Source organism: Altibacter lentus (assembly GCF_000746845.1).
GTDB classification, from domain to species: domain Bacteria; phylum Bacteroidota; class Bacteroidia; order Flavobacteriales; family Flavobacteriaceae; genus Altibacter; species Altibacter lentus.
The window spans coordinates 2,802,175-2,818,267 of sequence record NZ_KN050846.1 but is presented as its reverse complement, the minus strand read 5'-3'; the positions used below and the strand labels follow the sequence as shown (position 1 = coordinate 2,818,267).

The following is a 16,093-nucleotide window of genomic DNA, read 5'->3' as shown; positions in this document are numbered from 1 at the left end:
ATGAATCCAAAACTTTCGAATCGAGTCAACGAGATGGCAACTTCTGCCACATTGGCCATGGCGGCTAAAGCACGCGAACTACGCGAAGAAGGAAAAGATATAATAGGCCTGAGTTTGGGTGAACCGGACTTCACTATACCCGATTTTGTAAAGGAAGGCGCGATCCAAGCCATTAAAGACGATTATCATACTTACACTCCCGTAGATGGTTATGGCGACTTGAAAAAAGCCATCATTACTAAGTTTAAACGTGATAACGGTCTTACGTATGCACCTGCTCAAATAGTAGTATCCACAGGTGCCAAACAATCACTTGCAAATCTAGCTATGGTCCTTTTAAATGAAGGCGACGAAGTTTTGCTTCCGGCTCCATACTGGGTGAGCTATGCCGATATTAGTAAACTGGCAGGTGGTGTTCCGGTTGAGATTCCAACCACTATCGAATCCGATTTTAAAGTGACTCCAAAAGCACTCGAAGCGGCGATCACCCCTAAAACCAAAATGATCATTTACAGTTCTCCCTGTAACCCCAGCGGATCCGTCTATAGCAAAGAAGAGCTTCGAGCATTGGCCAATGTACTGGTGAAGTATCCAGATATTATTGTGATAAGCGATGAGATCTACGAACATATTAATTTTGTGGGGGAACATGCGTCAATGGCCGCCTTCGAAGATATGTACGACCGTACTGTCGTGGTGAATGGTGTCTCAAAAGCCTATGCCATGACGGGTTGGCGTATTGGGTATATTGGAGGTCCCGAATGGATCGCACGTGCGTGCAATAAGATGCAGGGACAGATCACCAGCGGTGCTAATTGCATTGCACAACGCGCTACCATCACAGCTTTAGAGAATCCGCCAAGTAAGATCCAATACATGGTCGATGCATTTAAAGAACGACGGAGTCTCATTTTGAACCTCCTTTCTGAAATTCCTGGTTTTAAAACGAACGAGCCGGAAGGAGCTTTCTATGTTTTTCCCGATATTTCCTATTACTTCGGAAAAACACTTCGAGGTAAAAAGATTGAAAATGCTTCCGATTTTTCATTGTATCTCTTGGAAGAAGCAACCGTTGCTACAGTGACGGGTGAAGCTTTTGGCGATTCCAACTGTATCCGTATCTCTTATGCTGCTTCCGAAGCAGAGATAAAGGAAGCTATGAAACGCATAAGAGCTTCCGTTACCGCATAAAGCACAGACATGGCAAAGATTTTACTTCTTGGGAGTGGCGAATTGGGCAAGGAGTTCGTCATCGCAGCGCAACGCATAGGTCAAACCGTCATTGCTGTTGATAATTATACCAATGCTCCGGCCATGCACGTGGCCAATGGGTATGAAGTGATCAATATGTTGGACGGAAACGCGTTGGATACGATCGTGGAAAAACATCAACCCGACTTTATCATCCCCGAAATTGAAGCCATTCGAACCGAACGGTTCTATGATTATGAACGTCAGGGATATACGGTGATCCCTTCGGCAAAAGCAGCCAATTACACCATGAACAGGAAGGCCATTCGCGACCTTGCTGCAGGAACCCTGGGTCTAAAAACCGCCAACTATCGGTATGCTACCTCAGCGAAGGAGTTAAAGGAAGCCGTGGATCAAATTGGGATGCCGTGTGTGGTAAAACCATTAATGTCTTCCAGCGGAAAAGGTCAAAGCACCATTCATACCGAAGCCGATATTGAAAAAGCCTGGCGGTATGCGCAAGAAGGTTCGCGCGGTGATGTCGCCGAAGTGATCGTGGAGACCTTTGTAAATTTCAATTATGAGATCACGCTACTAACCGTGACCCAGCGAAATGGCCTTACTTTGTTCTGTCCACCCATAGGACACAGACAAGAACGGGGCGATTATCAAGAAAGCTGGCAGCCGGCTGCCATGGATACAATCCATTTGCGTGAAGCGCAGCACATGGCACAGAAGGTAACCGAAGCCCTGGGAGGCGCAGGTATCTGGGGAGTAGAATTCTTTGTAGGTGATGATGGGGTTTACTTTTCAGAATTATCCCCCCGGCCGCATGACACGGGTATGGTAACCTTGGCGAACACCCAAAATTTCAACGAATTTGAATTGCATCTGCGGGCTGTTCTAGGTCTTCCTATTCCTGAGATCACTCTAGAGCGGATGGGTGCTTCAGCTGTGATCGCAGCTTCAGGATATTCTGAAAGTCCGCAATTTGAAGGCCTGGAAATCCTTTCCGAAGCCAAAAAGACCGATTTCCGAATCTTTGGAAAACCCACCGCAAGGCCCTATCGACGCATGGGTGTGGTCCTTACATACGATGCCGTTTCGGGCGACCTTTCCGAAGTGATCCAACGTGCTAAAGCATTAGCAACGCAGGTAAAGGTTAAACTGTAGACCTAACGATTTCTCCAGAAGAACGGTGTTAGCAGGATCAATACCGTAAAAAGTTCCAATCGACCAATTAACATTAAAAAAGAAGACCACCATTTGGCCATGGCCGGCAGGTTCCCATAATTATTCACTGGTCCCAGATCCCCTAAGGCCGGGCCTACATTCCCCAGTGTAGAAGCCGCACCTCCTAATGCTGTTTGGAAATCCAGTCCTAACCATGAGAATACCAATACTCCTACGATAAAAGAGAGCATGTAAAGAATAAAGAAGCCTAGAATATTGAATACAATGGGCTGCTGAACCGCTTTATTATTATAGCGTACAGGCAAAATGGCGTGCGGGTGCAAGGTGCGCTTAAATTCTAAGATTCCATTCTTAATCATGATCAAGTGGCGCACGATCTTAATTCCACCGGCGGTAGAGCCTGACGAGCCTCCCAAAAACATCAAACCAAAAAAGAAGATGGTAAGAAATGGAGTCCAAAGCGTGTAATCTGCCGTGACAAAACCTGTGGTGGTCACAATGGCCAACACTTGGAACAAACCATGGCGTACTGCACTCTCGAATGCACCCCATACCATTGGATGTGCAATGCTCGAATCGCTTACATCCGCCTGGAAATAGATAATCAATGCGGCGATGATGGTGAAAAGGATCACCGCATACGTATACAGTTTGAATTCCTCGTCCCTAAATATCTTGCTGAATTTGGTCTTAAAAGCGAAGTAACTAAGCACGAAATTAGTTCCCGCCAAAAACATAAATGCCATGATGATGTATTGGATAATGGGTTGATCGTTCCAATAGGCAATACTGGCATTCTTTGTAGAAAATCCTCCCGTACTAAGCGTACTTAACGAATGATTAATGGCATCGAAGAAACTCATCCCGGCTAGATTTAGCAAAATGGTTTCTGCAATGGTATACCCAACATAAATAAGCCACAATCGCTTGGCGGTATCGGTTATACGAGGGTGAAGTTTATCCCCACCGGGACCCGGTGCTTCGGCAGCGAAAAGCTGCATCCCCCCTATTCCTAACAATGGTAAAATGGCAATCGCGAGAACAATGATACCCATCCCTCCTATCCAGTGCGTGATGCTGCGCCAAAACAAGACTCCATTTGGAATGCTTTCAATATCGCTTAATATGGAAGCGCCGGTGGTAGTATACCCGCTCATGGTTTCGAAAAAAGCATTGGTAAAACTTGGTATCGCCCCTGTAAAAAGATAGGGTAAGGTTCCCGCCAAGGACATAAAGATCCAGCCCAAAGTAACAATAATATATCCTTCTCGCTTTTGTATCTCTTTCCGGTGATTGCGCGTGATGTACATTACAATACCTCCAAAAACTACGGTTACTGCTCCGGCCATCAACAACTCGCGGGTAACACCATCTTTATAATAAAAGCTCACGAGTGATGCCAGAAGCATAAAACCTCCATTGACCCCAAGAAGCAACCCCATTAAGTGAGAAATAATCTTAAAATTGATGGTGGATATGGCACGCATTAGACGAACAATTTTTCCACTTTTGTGATGGATTGTGGCAAACAACAGACAACAATACGGTCGCCGCTGGCAATTTTAAAATCTCCCAGAGCAATGATCCCTTCTCCATTGCGAACAACACCACCTATTACCGCCGAACGAGGAAAATCGATCTCTTTAATGATCATGTTACAGACCTTGGAAGTTGGGGAAACGATGAACTCTAAAAGTTCGGCGTTCATATTATTGAGTTTGGTCATGGCGACCACTTCCCCTTTACGAACATACCGAAAAATATTATTTGCCGCCAGCAGTTTCTTGTTGATAAGCGTATCGATCCCAATGGAATGAGAGAGCTGGAAATAGTCCATATTCTCAACCAACGCAATTGCTTTTTTCACACCTTTGGATTTTGCTACCAAACAGGACATGATATTGGTCTCACTATTTCCTGTCACAGAGATAAATGCATCCATTTCCTGTATGGATTCTTCCTGAAGCAACTCTACATTTCTTCCGTCACCGTTAATCACCAGACAACTGGGGATATCATCTGCGATCTCGAAAGCTTTATTCTTATCGTTCTCTATCAGTTTTACATTAAAGCTGCTCTTACAAAGATCCCGCGCTGTCTTTCTTCCAATATTACTTCCTCCCAGAATCATTACATTCTTTATTTCCTGACGCACTTTTCCGGTAAGCTTGTAGATATGTTCAACACCTGCTTCTGTAGTAATAAAATATACCTGATCACCTTCCTTAAATTGAGTATCTCCCCTGGGAATCAACGTATACTGGGTTCCGTAGCGTTGTATGGCGATGGGCACATATTTCAATTCCGGATACAACTGTCCTACTTCTTTCACGGTCTTGCCTACAAAAACTGCGGTTCGGGACAGTGAAAGACCTATCATGGTCAAGGCACCTTCTTCAAATTGATAGGTGTCATTGAAGGCACTTTGATTGAGCAGAAGTTCTATTTCGTTTGCTGCAAGGGATTCGGGCGAAATGAGTTCATCGATCCCAAATTTCGTAAAACCTACTTCGTCTTTATTATCGATAAATTCGGTATTTGAAATACGTGCAATGGTACGTTTTGCTCCTAATTGTTTTGAGAGCACACATACCGTAATATTGGTCGTCTCGCTGGAAGTGACCGCAATAACAAGGTCGGTATTGGCAACTTTGGAATCTTTTAAGACTGAAATAGAGGTTGCATCTCCACGTACCACCCGAATATCTAAATGAGTATCGGCATAGGCCAACGATTCTCTATTGGTATCTATGAGGGTTATGTCCTGGGATTCGAAAGAGAGAAGCTTTGCTAGATGAAATCCAACTTCGCCGGCACCGGCTATTATTATCTTCATATTCTATTGCGCAATGAGTCCTGCAAAGGTATTGAATTTTAGTCGAATCCTGAGATTGGTAGCAGATTTCTCTTTCAACAGGATTCTCGCCAAAATAGTAAAAAAGTAGTAGCTTTGCAGCCTTGTTTGCTCTTCGCTCGTACATATATGTAAAAACGAACAAACAACAGTCACTATGAGTAAAAAAATAACGCCTTATAAGGATTCAACGCTCAACAAGAAGGAGCAGGTCGAGCACATGTTCGATACTATTTCGGGAAATTACGATGGTTTAAACCGTGTGATCTCTTTGGGAACTGATACTTCTTGGCGTAAAAAGATCATTAAAATGGTGGCGAAGCGAGAGCCAAAAAATGTTTTGGACATAGCCACCGGAACAGGCGATCTGGCCATCCAATTTGCAGAGAAAACAAATATCCCTCGTATTGTTGGGTTAGACCTTTCGGAAGGAATGTTGGGTGTGGCTAGAAAAAAAATAGAAAGCAAGTCTTTTGCAGAACGTATTGAGTTCATTAAAGGTGATTCTGAAAAACTTCCTTTTGCCAATAATTCATTTGAAGTGATCACAGTATCGTTTGGCATACGAAATTTTGAAGATCTCGAGCAAGGTCTTTCAGAAATTTACCGTGTACTGGAACCACAAGGTCTTTTTATTATTCTGGAAACTTCGGTGCCTACCAAATTTCCGTTCAAGCAAGGATATTTTTTCTACAGCCGAAGGTTGCTCCCCTTTATTGGCCGTATCTTCTCTAAGGACAAGGTTGCCTACAAGTACCTTAGTGAAAGTGCTTCGGTTTTCCCGTATGGTGAAACGCTCAACAATATTTTAAAGAAAATCGGGTTTATAGAAGTGGAAAATAAACCGCAAACCTTTGGAGTGGCAACGATCTATAAAGCCACAAAATAACTATGAAAAAAATTCTCTTTCTCGTCACCTTTTCAATATTCGCACAAGCGGCTCAGGCACAATTGTTCACCAAAGAACGGTTGGCGAATCTTGAAACCTTCGACAATCGCTTTTTAAGTTGGGGATATTTTTTAGGATTCAACAGTTACGACTTCAAGTTCGACTATATTGACGATCTTGGGGATCAAAATACCGAGGTACTGGTAGAAGGGCAGGCAGGCTTTAATGTAGGTCTTATTGGTGATATGCGTATCAACAACTATGTCAACCTCCGGTTGGAACCCGGACTTTACTATACGCAACGCAATCTGCTATTTCCGGGATTTGAAGAAGAACGCGATCAACTTCGCGAAGCAAAATCCACGTATATTCACGTACCGCTTCTTGTTAAACTTTCAACCAAACGACTCAATAACTTTAAACCCTTTATAATAGGAGGAGTCTCCACTTCCTTTAATTTGTCAAGTAATGAGAAGAACCCTGAGGACAATTCCAGCGGACAATTTCGAATGACCAACACGACCAGTTATTACGAACTAGGATTTGGCGTTGATTTTTACCTGTATTATTTTAAGTTCACGCCTTCCATTCGTGGGGTTTTTGCAATGAGTGATGAATTGGTTCGCGATAACGATCCTAACAGCCCGTGGACCGGCAATATCGACAAGATGGCAACCAGAGGTATTTTTGTGAACTTTACTTTCCAGTAGACCGCCTCACTTCACTTAATAAAATAGCTCCTGCCGTAGCGACGTTAAGGCTTTCGGTTTCTTGTTTCACCCCAAATTGTGGTATAGTGACCTGTTCCTGAAGCAGCTTCATCACTGGACCGGAAATTCCATTTGCTTCGTTCCCAAGCACCAATATACCCTCTCGGGGCCACGTTTTTTTATACACATTAGTCCCCTCCATACAGGCACCAAAACCAGGTAGTGTCGTTTTTTGCAAATAATCGGTTAGCTCCACATAATGAACCGATACGCGGGTAATGGATCCCATAGTGGCCTGGATCACTTTAGGATTGTAGCAATCGGCAGTATCTTTAGAGCAAATTAATTGACGGATCCCAAACCAATCACAGAGACGAATCAGGGTTCCAAGATTTCCCGGGTCCCTGACCGCATCTAAGGCAAGGACCCATCCGTTCTCGTTAAGCGGAGCAGCGGTGGGTATGGTGAAAACCGCGAGAGCGGTATTGGCCGTACTTAAAAAACTGATTTTTTTGAGCTCTGCTTCAGAGATTTGATAATGATTTTCTTTCGGCCGGGTAATCACTTCCGAAGAAAAAAGTCCATGAAGCTCAAAACCGCCCTTCAGCAATTCTAAAATTACTTTAGGTCCTTCAGCAACAAAAAGTCCTGTTTTGTCGCGGTACTTTTTTTGGCGTAGACTCGTTATTAATTTTATTTGACTTTTACTTATCAAAATTATCCTATTTTTGAAATGCACTATAACAAATGTGTACTTTTACAGTATGTTTTCATGCAACAGTTGTTGGACCAAATAGTTGGTTCCGTTAAATGTAAGTAAACCCGAACGATTGACCCTACGCCTCACAAAAATATCATTTTTTTTAGGAGTTACGATACTGCTTTTCTCTTGTAATGCAGTAAAAAGGGTCGATGAAGACAACTATCTCTTGACCGACAACACCATTGTTGTAGATAGTGTTGAGATCAAGGATACAAAGGTCTACAGTCAGCTTTCCCAACGACCAAACTCACGAGTGCTTGGGGTGCCCATTGGTATTTACATATACAATCTGGCCGATCCAAAACCAGATTCGACTTTCCAGAAGTGGCTGCATAGAAACCCTAAGCGAGAAGAACGCCTGGTGCGGTTTCTTTCTGCAAAGCAAGTGGAAGAAATAGGCGACAGCTATGTGGGTTTCAACAAATGGCTTGAGAAATCGGGGGATGCTCCCGTGGTGATCGAAGAAGCCAAGATCAAAAAATCTGTGGATCGATTAAAACGATATTACGCCAGTTTTGGTTATTTCAATGCCAAAGCCGATTATTCTATTGTACCCAACGAAAAGAAAGAAAAAAGAGCCGCCGTAACGTATTTTGTAGACAGGCAACAGCCGTATTTTGTAGATAGTATTACAAAGAAGATAAGTTCTCCTGTGGTAGATTCGCTTTTTAAGGACTCAAGACAAAATACCTTTATCGTGCAAGGAAAGCAGTATTCGGCCAACGATTTCGTAAACGAACGTGACCGATTGACCATTCAATTTCGAAACAGCGGACTTTATTATTTTGACCAAGATTATGTAGGGTTTGAGGCCGATACCGTAAACACAGGCCACAAGGCCAATATCACGTATATTATTCCCGACCGTAGGATAGACGAAGGCGACAGTACCCGCACCGAGCCATTCAAGGTTCACACCATCAACGAAGTGCGCATTGTCACCGATTACACCTTTGCTAACAGGAACGCGCCCATAACAGATACGGTATCTTATAACGGTTATAAGCTGTTTAGCTATGACGAGTTGAAGTTTCGCCCAAAGGCCATTACAGATGCCATCTCTATTACCCCCAACAAGATATTCAAAGATATTGACCGAACGCTCACGTACAACCAGATCAGTGACCTCCGAATCTTTAAGTATCCCAATATTTCCTATCAGGAAGATCCGGCAGACACCACCGGTACCGGTTTGATCGCTACCATTCTTTTAACCCCTCAAAAGAAATATACCCTGGGAGTGGATTTTGATGCTTACACATCGACCATTCAGCAATTTGGAATTGGTTTCAGTTCAACGTTTTTAATTCGGAATATCTTTAGAGGAGCCGAGATACTGGAAATCTCCGGAAGAGGAAGTGTAGGATCTTCGAAGGATGCTGCCGATAGTGACAGTAGGTTCTTTAATATTTCTGAAGTAGGTGGCGATGCCAAGCTCACCTTTCCCAGGATCCTATTCCCGCTTCGCACCGAAAAATTGATCCCTAAATATATGTCTCCCTCCACGAGTATCAGTCTGGGAGCCAATGCCCAGAACAATATTGGTTTAGATCGTCAAACCTTGAATTCGGTGTTTAGCTATCGATGGAAGCCTTCTAAGGTGAGAACAAACAAGCTGGACCTTGTAAATGTGCAATACGTAAGAAACCTAAATACCGGAAATTATTTCAATGTATACCGCACCTCATACGAAAGACTAAATGAGATCGCTCAGGATATTGGCTACGATTTCAATAATCCTTCAAACGATCCCATGCTTGAGATTCCCAACGAAACCAGTCAGTTTATAGACGATGTCCTTTTTGGAGGCATCACAGCTTCAGAAGAATATTTTCAGGAAGTGTTGAGTATCGCCGAACGTCAATTCCGACTTACCGAGAACAACTTGATCTTTGCTTCCAATTTTACCTGGACGCGGGATAGTAGAGAGAATATCTTCGACAACACCTTCTCTCGCCTGCGTTGGAAGCTAGAAGCAGCTGGTAATCTCCTCTCGGGAATTTCGAGCTTAGCAGGGTTCGAGAAGAACGAGGACGGCAATTATAAAGCATTGGGTGTTGTGTTCTCGCAATACGCAAAAGGAGAGGCCGAATATATAAAACACTGGGAACTCAACGATAATAATATTTTTGCGATACGCGCTTTCGGCGGCATCGCCATTCCCTATGGCAACAGCAACAGTATTCCTTTTACCCGAAGCTATTTTGCAGGGGGTGCTAACGATAACCGTGGATGGCGTGCTTACGATCTGGGCCCCGGAAGCAGTGGAAGTATTTTAGATTTCAACGAAGCAAACTTCAAGATCGCACTCAATGCTGAATATCGCTTCACCATTCTGGGTGATTTTAAAGGGGCGTTTTTTGTCGATGCCGGAAACATTTGGAATGTATTCGACAACGTAGAAGACGAGGCTTCCACATTCAACGGCATTGCAGACCTTAAAGAGATCGCTATTGCATCGGGTATAGGAATTCGATACGATTTTGGGTTCTTTGTACTGCGATTTGATATTGGATTCAAGACCCACGACCCTGCTCGTCCGGTTGGGGAACGCTGGTTCAAGGATTATAATCTAAACAATGCAGTCTACAATATAGGGATCAACTATCCCTTCTAAACCATTAAATTTTGTTATTTTTGCATACCAAATTCAGTTAACCATGAGTCATTCCATTCAGCCCGGTGTAGCCACGGGAAGAGACGTTCAGAAAATACATGCATACGCAAAAGAAAAAGGTTTTGCCTTACCCGCAGTAAATGTAGTAGGCTCCAACAGTATTAACACAGTACTGGAAACCGCAGCTGCATTACGGTCGCCAGTGATCATACAATTTTCCAATGGCGGCGCTCATTTTAATGCAGGAAAAGGATTGTCCAATGAAGGGCAAAAAGCGGCGATCGCCGGTGGTATTGCAGGAGCAAAACACATTCATGAACTGGCGAAAGCGTACGGTGCTACGGTCATCCTTCATACAGACCACTGCGCGAAGAATCTTCTTCCGTGGGTCGACGGACTTATAAGTGCCGGGGAAGAATTTTATAAAAAGAATGGGGTTTCCCTGTACAGTTCACACATGCTGGACCTTTCTGAAGAACCCATTGAAGAGAATATCGAGATCTCGAAACGCTATTTGGAACGCATGAGCAAGATGGGGATGACCCTAGAAATTGAATTGGGTATAACCGGAGGTGAAGAAGATGGCGTTGACAACAGTGATGTCGATTCTTCAAAATTGTACACACAGCCCGAAGAAGTAGCGTACGCCTATGAGGAGCTCATGAAAGTGAGCGATCAATTTACCATCGCAGCAGCCTTCGGAAATGTACACGGTGTCTATAAACCGGGCAATGTTAAATTAACCCCGGTGATCCTTAAAAATTCGCAAGAGTATGTTCAGAAAAAATTCAACACCGGCCACAATCCTATAGATTTTGTTTTTCACGGCGGAAGCGGTTCTACACTCGAAGAGATTCGTGAAGCGATTGGATACGGTGTAGTAAAGATGAATATTGATACCGATCTTCAATTTGCATTTAACGAAGGAATTCGCGACTATATGGTCAATAATATTGAGTACCTTAGAACTCAAATAGGAAATCCCGAAGGTTCCGATGCGCCCAATAAAAAACACTACGACCCTCGTAAGTGGTTGCGCGAAGGAGAGTTAACATTTAAAAAACGTCTTGAAAAGGCGTTCGAAGATCTAAATAACGTACATACATTATAAACGAAACCCACCATTCTATGTCTTGGTTTAAAAGAACAAAAAAAGGGATTCAAACCCCCACTGAAGAGAAAAAAGACGTTCCAAAAGGCCTTTGGTATAAATCCCCTACCGGAAAAATCGTAGATTCCGACGAACTGGAAGCAAACTTTTATGTGAGTCCGGAAGACGGGTATCATGTTCGCATTGGAAGCAGAGAATATTTTGAGATCCTCTTCGACGACAATAAATTTAAAGAACTCGATAAAAACTTATCTTCGAAAGATCCGCTCAAATTTGAGGATAACAAAAAATATACAGACAGACTCAAAGATGCGCAAGACAAGACCGGATTGAAGGATGCGGTACGCACCGCCGTAGGAAAGTCTATGGGAGAGGACCTTGTAATCGCCTGTATGGATTTTAGTTTTATTGGTGGTTCTATGGGGAGCGTTGTTGGTGAGAAGATCGCACGTGCTGCCGATTATTCTTTAAAGAAGAAGATCCCTTTTATGATCATTTCTAAGAGTGGAGGCGCCCGAATGATGGAAGCAGCTTATTCACTTATGCAGTTGGCAAAAACCAGTGCCAAACTGGCCCAACTTTCGGAAGCAGGGATTCCATATATCTCCTTATGTACAGATCCCACAACAGGAGGTACGACAGCTTCTTTTGCCATGTTGGGAGATATTAATATTAGTGAACCCGGAGCGCTTATTGGCTTTGCAGGCCCCCGAGTGGTTAGGGATACTACCGGAAAAGAGTTGCCGGACGGATTCCAGACGGCAGAATTTGTCTTGGACCACGGTTTTCTCGACTTCATAAGCCACAGAAAAGACCTAAAACGAAAAATAAACTTGTATCTCGATTTAATTCTTAACAGACCCCTTCGGGAGAAATCGGCTAAGACAGCCTAATAAAAAAGCCGCTAATTAGCGGCTTTTTTATTAGGCTGTTTCAGAGGGACATTATTGCCCTAAGATAATGGTGTAATCTTGACCGTTGAATGTAAAGACAGCAATATTATCGCAATTACCGTCGCCAAAATCAAGAGTTCCGGTCAAGGCCTGTTGAGAGATATCCAGGGTACCACTTACCAGATATAAGCAATTCAATTTTCGAATGAGCGCTTCTGTAACTTCGCCGCTTCGGCTAAATCCGTTTGAAAAAGTCGTGTTCCAGTTTCCGGTAATACTATAGACATTGTCTGTCCAGGTACCGCTCCCTACACCTTCAATCCATTCAGCAACACGCAATCCAACGCGAGTAGCAGTGATTTCTGTACCTTCAAAACTTACGGTGATCGTCTCGTTCACCGTGGAAGATGGGTTGCCATTTTCATTCTCGATATCCCTAACGATCTCACCACCGCCTGTCACGCCGTGACCATTGTAGGTATAATTCTCAAAGGAATAGTTAATGGTTCTGGTTCCGTCCACGATGGCTCCGTATTCCAGATTTATTTTTCCTGAAACAACGCTTCCGTTGTTCAAGGTACAAGACGTTCCAAAATCCAGTACAATGGTACCTCCATTTCCGTTGGGTGTAATGGTGATGGTGGTGCAGGACGGGAAAAAGGAAACGGCAAAGTTTCTGGTTTCTTCGCTCTCAACATAACCATTCTCCATAATATTCAAAGTATTTTCCACAATAATATCGGCTTGTGCGGCCCGGGTGGCATCTTCAGCCGAATAATTTACATCTACGGTTCCGCTATCATCTGAGGTATCACAACTCGAAAGTAAAAGTGCTGTGACAATACAAGAAAACAGGGCGATCTTCTTTGTTAGGTTTTTCATACGTTTGTTTTAGAGTTATTACTAGTTGACCATTAAAACGTATAAAAGTTTAATTTCGTACGCAATTTGTAAGAATTTGCGTAAGAACCCACTCTTTCTGAAATAGATTTTGTACTTTTGCCGCTCGATTACCAAAGCGGTCGTCGGTACATAAAAATCATTTAAATAATATTGGCATGTATTTAGCACCAGAAGAAAAAGAAAAGATCTTCGCAAAACACGGAAAGTCTAAAACAGACACCGGTTCAGCCGAAGGTCAGATCGCGTTATTCACGTATCGCATCGAGCATTTAACAAAACACCTTAAAAACAACCACAAGGATTATAATACAGAACGTTCTTTGGTAAAGTTAGTAGGAAAGCGTCGTTCTCTTTTAGATTACCTTATGAAAAAGGATATCTTGAGATACCGTGCAATCGTTAAAGAATTAGGTTTACGTAAGTAATACAAAGAGGGGCGTTTTTCGCCCCTTTTTAATTATTTTTATATTTTTTCTGAAATCATTTCTTCAGAAACACATAGAAAAGCTACCCTTAGGTTTTTCATTGGTCACCACAACAACACAACAACGCGACCGATAGCCGGTCGTTGACCATTAGTAATCCCACGCAGCTCCTGTTTAATAATACCGGGCTGGTGGAAAATGAAAAACAAATGATACCTAAAGTATTTAAAGAGGTCATAGACCTTGGTGACGGTAGAGAGATCTCTATTGAAACCGGAAAATTAGCAAAACAGGCCCATGGTTCTGTTGTTGTTCAATCGGGAAAATGTATGTTGTTATGTACTGTAGTTTCCAACTACAAACAAAGCGATGTAGATTTTTTACCGTTAACGGTAGATTACCGTGAAAAATTTGCCGCTTCGGGGCGTTATCCGGGCGGATTCTTCAAACGGGAGGCGCGTCCTAGCGACGGCGAAGTATTGACCATGCGTTTGGTTGATCGTGTGTTGCGTCCCTTGTTCCCTAAAGACTATCATGCCGAAACACAGGTGATGATCCAGCTTATGTCCCATGACGACGATGTGATGCCGGATGCCATGGCCGGATTGGCAGCTTCAGCAGCTATCCAGTTATCCGATTTCCCTTTTGAATGCCCTATTTCTGAAGTACGAGTAGGTCGTGTGGATGGTAAATTTATCATCAACCCAACGCGTGCGCAATTGGCAGAGAGTGATATTGACATGGTGATTGGTGCCTCTGCAGATTCTGTTATGATGGTAGAAGGTGAAATGAAAGAAATTTCAGAAGAAGAAATGGTGGAAGCCATTAAGTTCGCACACGATGCCATTAAAGAACAATGTGCTGCACAGGTACGATTGGCGGAAGCCTTCGGAAAGAAGGAAGTTAGAGAATACGAAACAGCGCGAGAAGATAAGGATCTGGAGAAGAAGATCCACGATATGGCGTATGATAAAGTATATTCCATCGCAAAATCAGCATCGGCCAAGCACGAACGCAGTTCTGCTTTCGATACAATAAAAGAAGAGATCAAGGCAAGTTTTTCTGAAGAAGAACTCGAAGATTTTGGTGACCTTATTTCCAGCTACTATTACAAAGCCGAAAAAGCTGCCGTTCGCGATCTTACCTTAAATGAAGGATTGCGCTTGGACGGAAGAAAGACCGATGAGATCCGACCTATCTGGTGTGAAATAGACTATCTGCCTTCCACCCACGGTTCTGCCATCTTTACACGCGGAGAAACACAGGCACTGGCAACGGTCACCTTGGGAACCTCAAGAGAGGCTAACCAGATCGATATGCCATCGTTTGAAGGTGAAGAAACATTCTATTTACACTACAACTTCCCACCATTCTCTACCGGAGAGGCGCGACCTATTCGCGGAACGTCCAGAAGAGAGATCGGTCATGGAAATTTAGCACAACGCGCGTTAAAAGGAATGATCCCTGCAGATTGTCCGTATACCGTTCGTGTTGTAGCCGAAGTATTGGAGTCTAATGGTTCCTCTTCCATGGCAACCGTTTGTAGCGGAACTATGGCATTGATGGACGCAGGTGTTCAACTGAAGAAACCTGTTTCAGGAATTGCGATGGGACTCATCTCCGACGGTGACACCGGTAAGTATGCCGTGTTGTCTGATATCCTTGGTGACGAAGATCACCTAGGGGATATGGACTTTAAAGTAACCGGAACTGCCGATGGGATCACGGCGTGTCAAATGGATATTAAGGTGAAAGGGTTGTCGTATGAAATTCTTGTGAATGCTTTAAAGCAGGCAGCTAAAGGACGACTACATATTCTTGAGAAATTGACCGATACTATCGCAACGCCTAATACAGATGTGAAGCCACATGCACCAAAGATGGTGACGGTGACCATCCCGAACGAGTACATTGGAGCCTTGATTGGTCCCGGAGGAAAGGTGATCCAGGAATTACAAAAAGCGACAAAGACAACTATCGTTATCAACGAAGATCCTGTGACCGAAGAAGGGATTGTAGAAATCCTGGGAACCAGTCAGGAAGGAATCGATGCTGTATTGGCGAAGATCGACTCCCTTACCTTCAAACCTGAAGTAGGAAGTGTATACGAAGTGAAAGTGATCAAAATGTTAGATTTTGGTGCTGTAGTAGAGTATACCGATGCCCCGGGCAACGAAGTCTTATTGCACGTATCGGAATTGGCGTGGGAACGCACTGAAAATGTGAGCGATGTTGTGAATATGGGAGATGTTTTTGATGTGAAGTATCTTGGGGTTGATCCAAGAACACGTAAGGACAAAGTGTCCCGTAAAGCGTTGTTGCCTAAACCTGAAGGGTTCAAGGAACGGCCTCCTCGATCTGACAATAAGGACAGAGGACGTGACAACCGCGGACGTGATAATAGAAACCGCGACAGAGACAGAAAGAGAGATTAATTAGTTTGATCTTTTTTAGATAAAAAAAACGCTTCCCAATGGGAGGCGTTTTTTCATATAAGGCAAATGCCTTATTTACATTTGCTCCTTTTCAAAGTAGATTTGACT

13 protein-coding genes are annotated in these 16,093 nt (G+C 43.4%); 9 read left to right on the top strand and 4 right to left on the bottom strand.

The features are described 5' to 3' along the window. Positions 1-1,191 carry a pyridoxal phosphate-dependent aminotransferase gene (locus tag JS40_RS13075; protein WP_034261266.1) on the top strand — a complete coding sequence of 397 codons (1,191 nt, stop codon included), beginning with the start codon at positions 1-3 and terminating at the stop codon, positions 1,189-1,191. A gap of 9 nt (positions 1,192-1,200) precedes the next feature. Further along, positions 1,201-2,364 carry a formate-dependent phosphoribosylglycinamide formyltransferase gene (purT, locus tag JS40_RS13070; RefSeq protein ID WP_034261265.1) on the top strand — a complete coding sequence of 388 codons (1,164 nt, stop codon included), beginning with the start codon at positions 1,201-1,203 and terminating at the stop codon, positions 2,362-2,364. Between the two features lie 2 nt (positions 2,365-2,366). Here purT and JS40_RS13065 read toward each other — a convergent pair whose 3' ends face one another. Further along, the gene (locus JS40_RS13065) at positions 2,367-3,872 is read right to left on the bottom strand and encodes a TrkH family potassium uptake protein (protein WP_034261264.1); all 1,506 of its coding nucleotides are present in this window, start codon (positions 3,870-3,872) and stop codon (positions 2,367-2,369) included. Further along, positions 3,872-5,221 (bottom strand): Trk system potassium transporter TrkA, encoded by a 1,350-nt coding sequence (trkA, locus tag JS40_RS13060; protein WP_034261263.1) that lies wholly within the window; start codon positions 5,219-5,221, stop codon positions 3,872-3,874. The genes JS40_RS13065 and trkA overlap by 1 nt, the downstream gene beginning before the upstream one ends. Positions 5,222-5,396: 175 nt before the next feature. Here trkA and ubiE point away from each other — a divergent pair, with 175 nt between their 5' ends. Together ubiE and porT are read left to right on the top strand one after the other, a co-directional pair. Then, a complete protein-coding gene (gene ubiE, locus JS40_RS13055; RefSeq protein WP_034261262.1) occupies positions 5,397-6,128 on the top strand; it encodes a bifunctional demethylmenaquinone methyltransferase/2-methoxy-6-polyprenyl-1,4-benzoquinol methylase UbiE in 732 nt (243 codons plus the stop codon). A 2-nt stretch (positions 6,129-6,130) separates the two neighbouring features. Continuing rightward, positions 6,131-6,838, top strand: coding sequence for a type IX secretion/gliding motility protein PorT/SprT (porT, locus tag JS40_RS13050; RefSeq protein WP_034261260.1), 708 nt, complete (start codon positions 6,131-6,133; stop codon positions 6,836-6,838). Here porT and JS40_RS13045 read toward each other — a convergent pair. Further along, the gene (locus JS40_RS13045) at positions 6,825-7,553 is read right to left on the bottom strand and encodes a TrmH family RNA methyltransferase (protein WP_173402309.1); all 729 of its coding nucleotides are present in this window, start codon (positions 7,551-7,553) and stop codon (positions 6,825-6,827) included. The two genes, porT and JS40_RS13045, sit on opposite strands and share 14 nt — an antisense overlap. 115 nt (positions 7,554-7,668) lie before the next feature. Here JS40_RS13045 and tamL point away from each other — a divergent pair, with 115 nt between their 5' ends. From tamL to accD, 3 genes are read left to right on the top strand one after another with little or no spacing between them, the layout of a single operon-like run. Continuing rightward, complete coding sequence (tamL, locus tag JS40_RS13040; protein WP_034262515.1) at positions 7,669-10,218, top strand: translocation and assembly module lipoprotein TamL; 2,550 nt, start codon at positions 7,669-7,671, stop codon at positions 10,216-10,218. 43 nt (positions 10,219-10,261) lie between these two features. Then, positions 10,262-11,329 carry a class II fructose-bisphosphate aldolase gene (gene fbaA, locus JS40_RS13035; RefSeq protein ID WP_034261258.1) on the top strand — a complete coding sequence of 356 codons (1,068 nt, stop codon included), beginning with the start codon at positions 10,262-10,264 and terminating at the stop codon, positions 11,327-11,329. A 17-nt stretch (positions 11,330-11,346) separates the two neighbouring features. Then, positions 11,347-12,222: an acetyl-CoA carboxylase, carboxyltransferase subunit beta gene (gene accD, locus JS40_RS13030; protein ID WP_034261256.1), complete on the top strand. Its 876-nt coding sequence runs from the start codon at positions 11,347-11,349 to the stop codon at positions 12,220-12,222. Between the two features lie 51 nt (positions 12,223-12,273). On the opposite strand, the gene JS40_RS13025 is transcribed toward accD, so the two are convergent. Continuing rightward, a complete protein-coding gene (locus tag JS40_RS13025) occupies positions 12,274-13,104 on the bottom strand; it encodes a hypothetical protein (RefSeq protein WP_034261254.1) in 831 nt (276 codons plus the stop codon). 176 nt (positions 13,105-13,280) lie between these two features. Between JS40_RS13025 and rpsO the strand changes: the two genes are divergently transcribed. Together rpsO and JS40_RS13015 are read left to right on the top strand one after the other, a co-directional pair. Next, the gene (gene rpsO / locus JS40_RS13020; protein ID WP_034261252.1) at positions 13,281-13,550 is read left to right on the top strand and encodes a 30S ribosomal protein S15; all 270 of its coding nucleotides are present in this window, start codon (positions 13,281-13,283) and stop codon (positions 13,548-13,550) included. Positions 13,551-13,759: 209 nt separating this feature from the next. Beyond that, the gene (locus JS40_RS13015) at positions 13,760-15,985 is read left to right on the top strand and encodes a polyribonucleotide nucleotidyltransferase (RefSeq protein ID WP_034262513.1); all 2,226 of its coding nucleotides are present in this window, start codon (positions 13,760-13,762) and stop codon (positions 15,983-15,985) included. Positions 15,986-16,093: the final 108 nt, after the last annotated feature.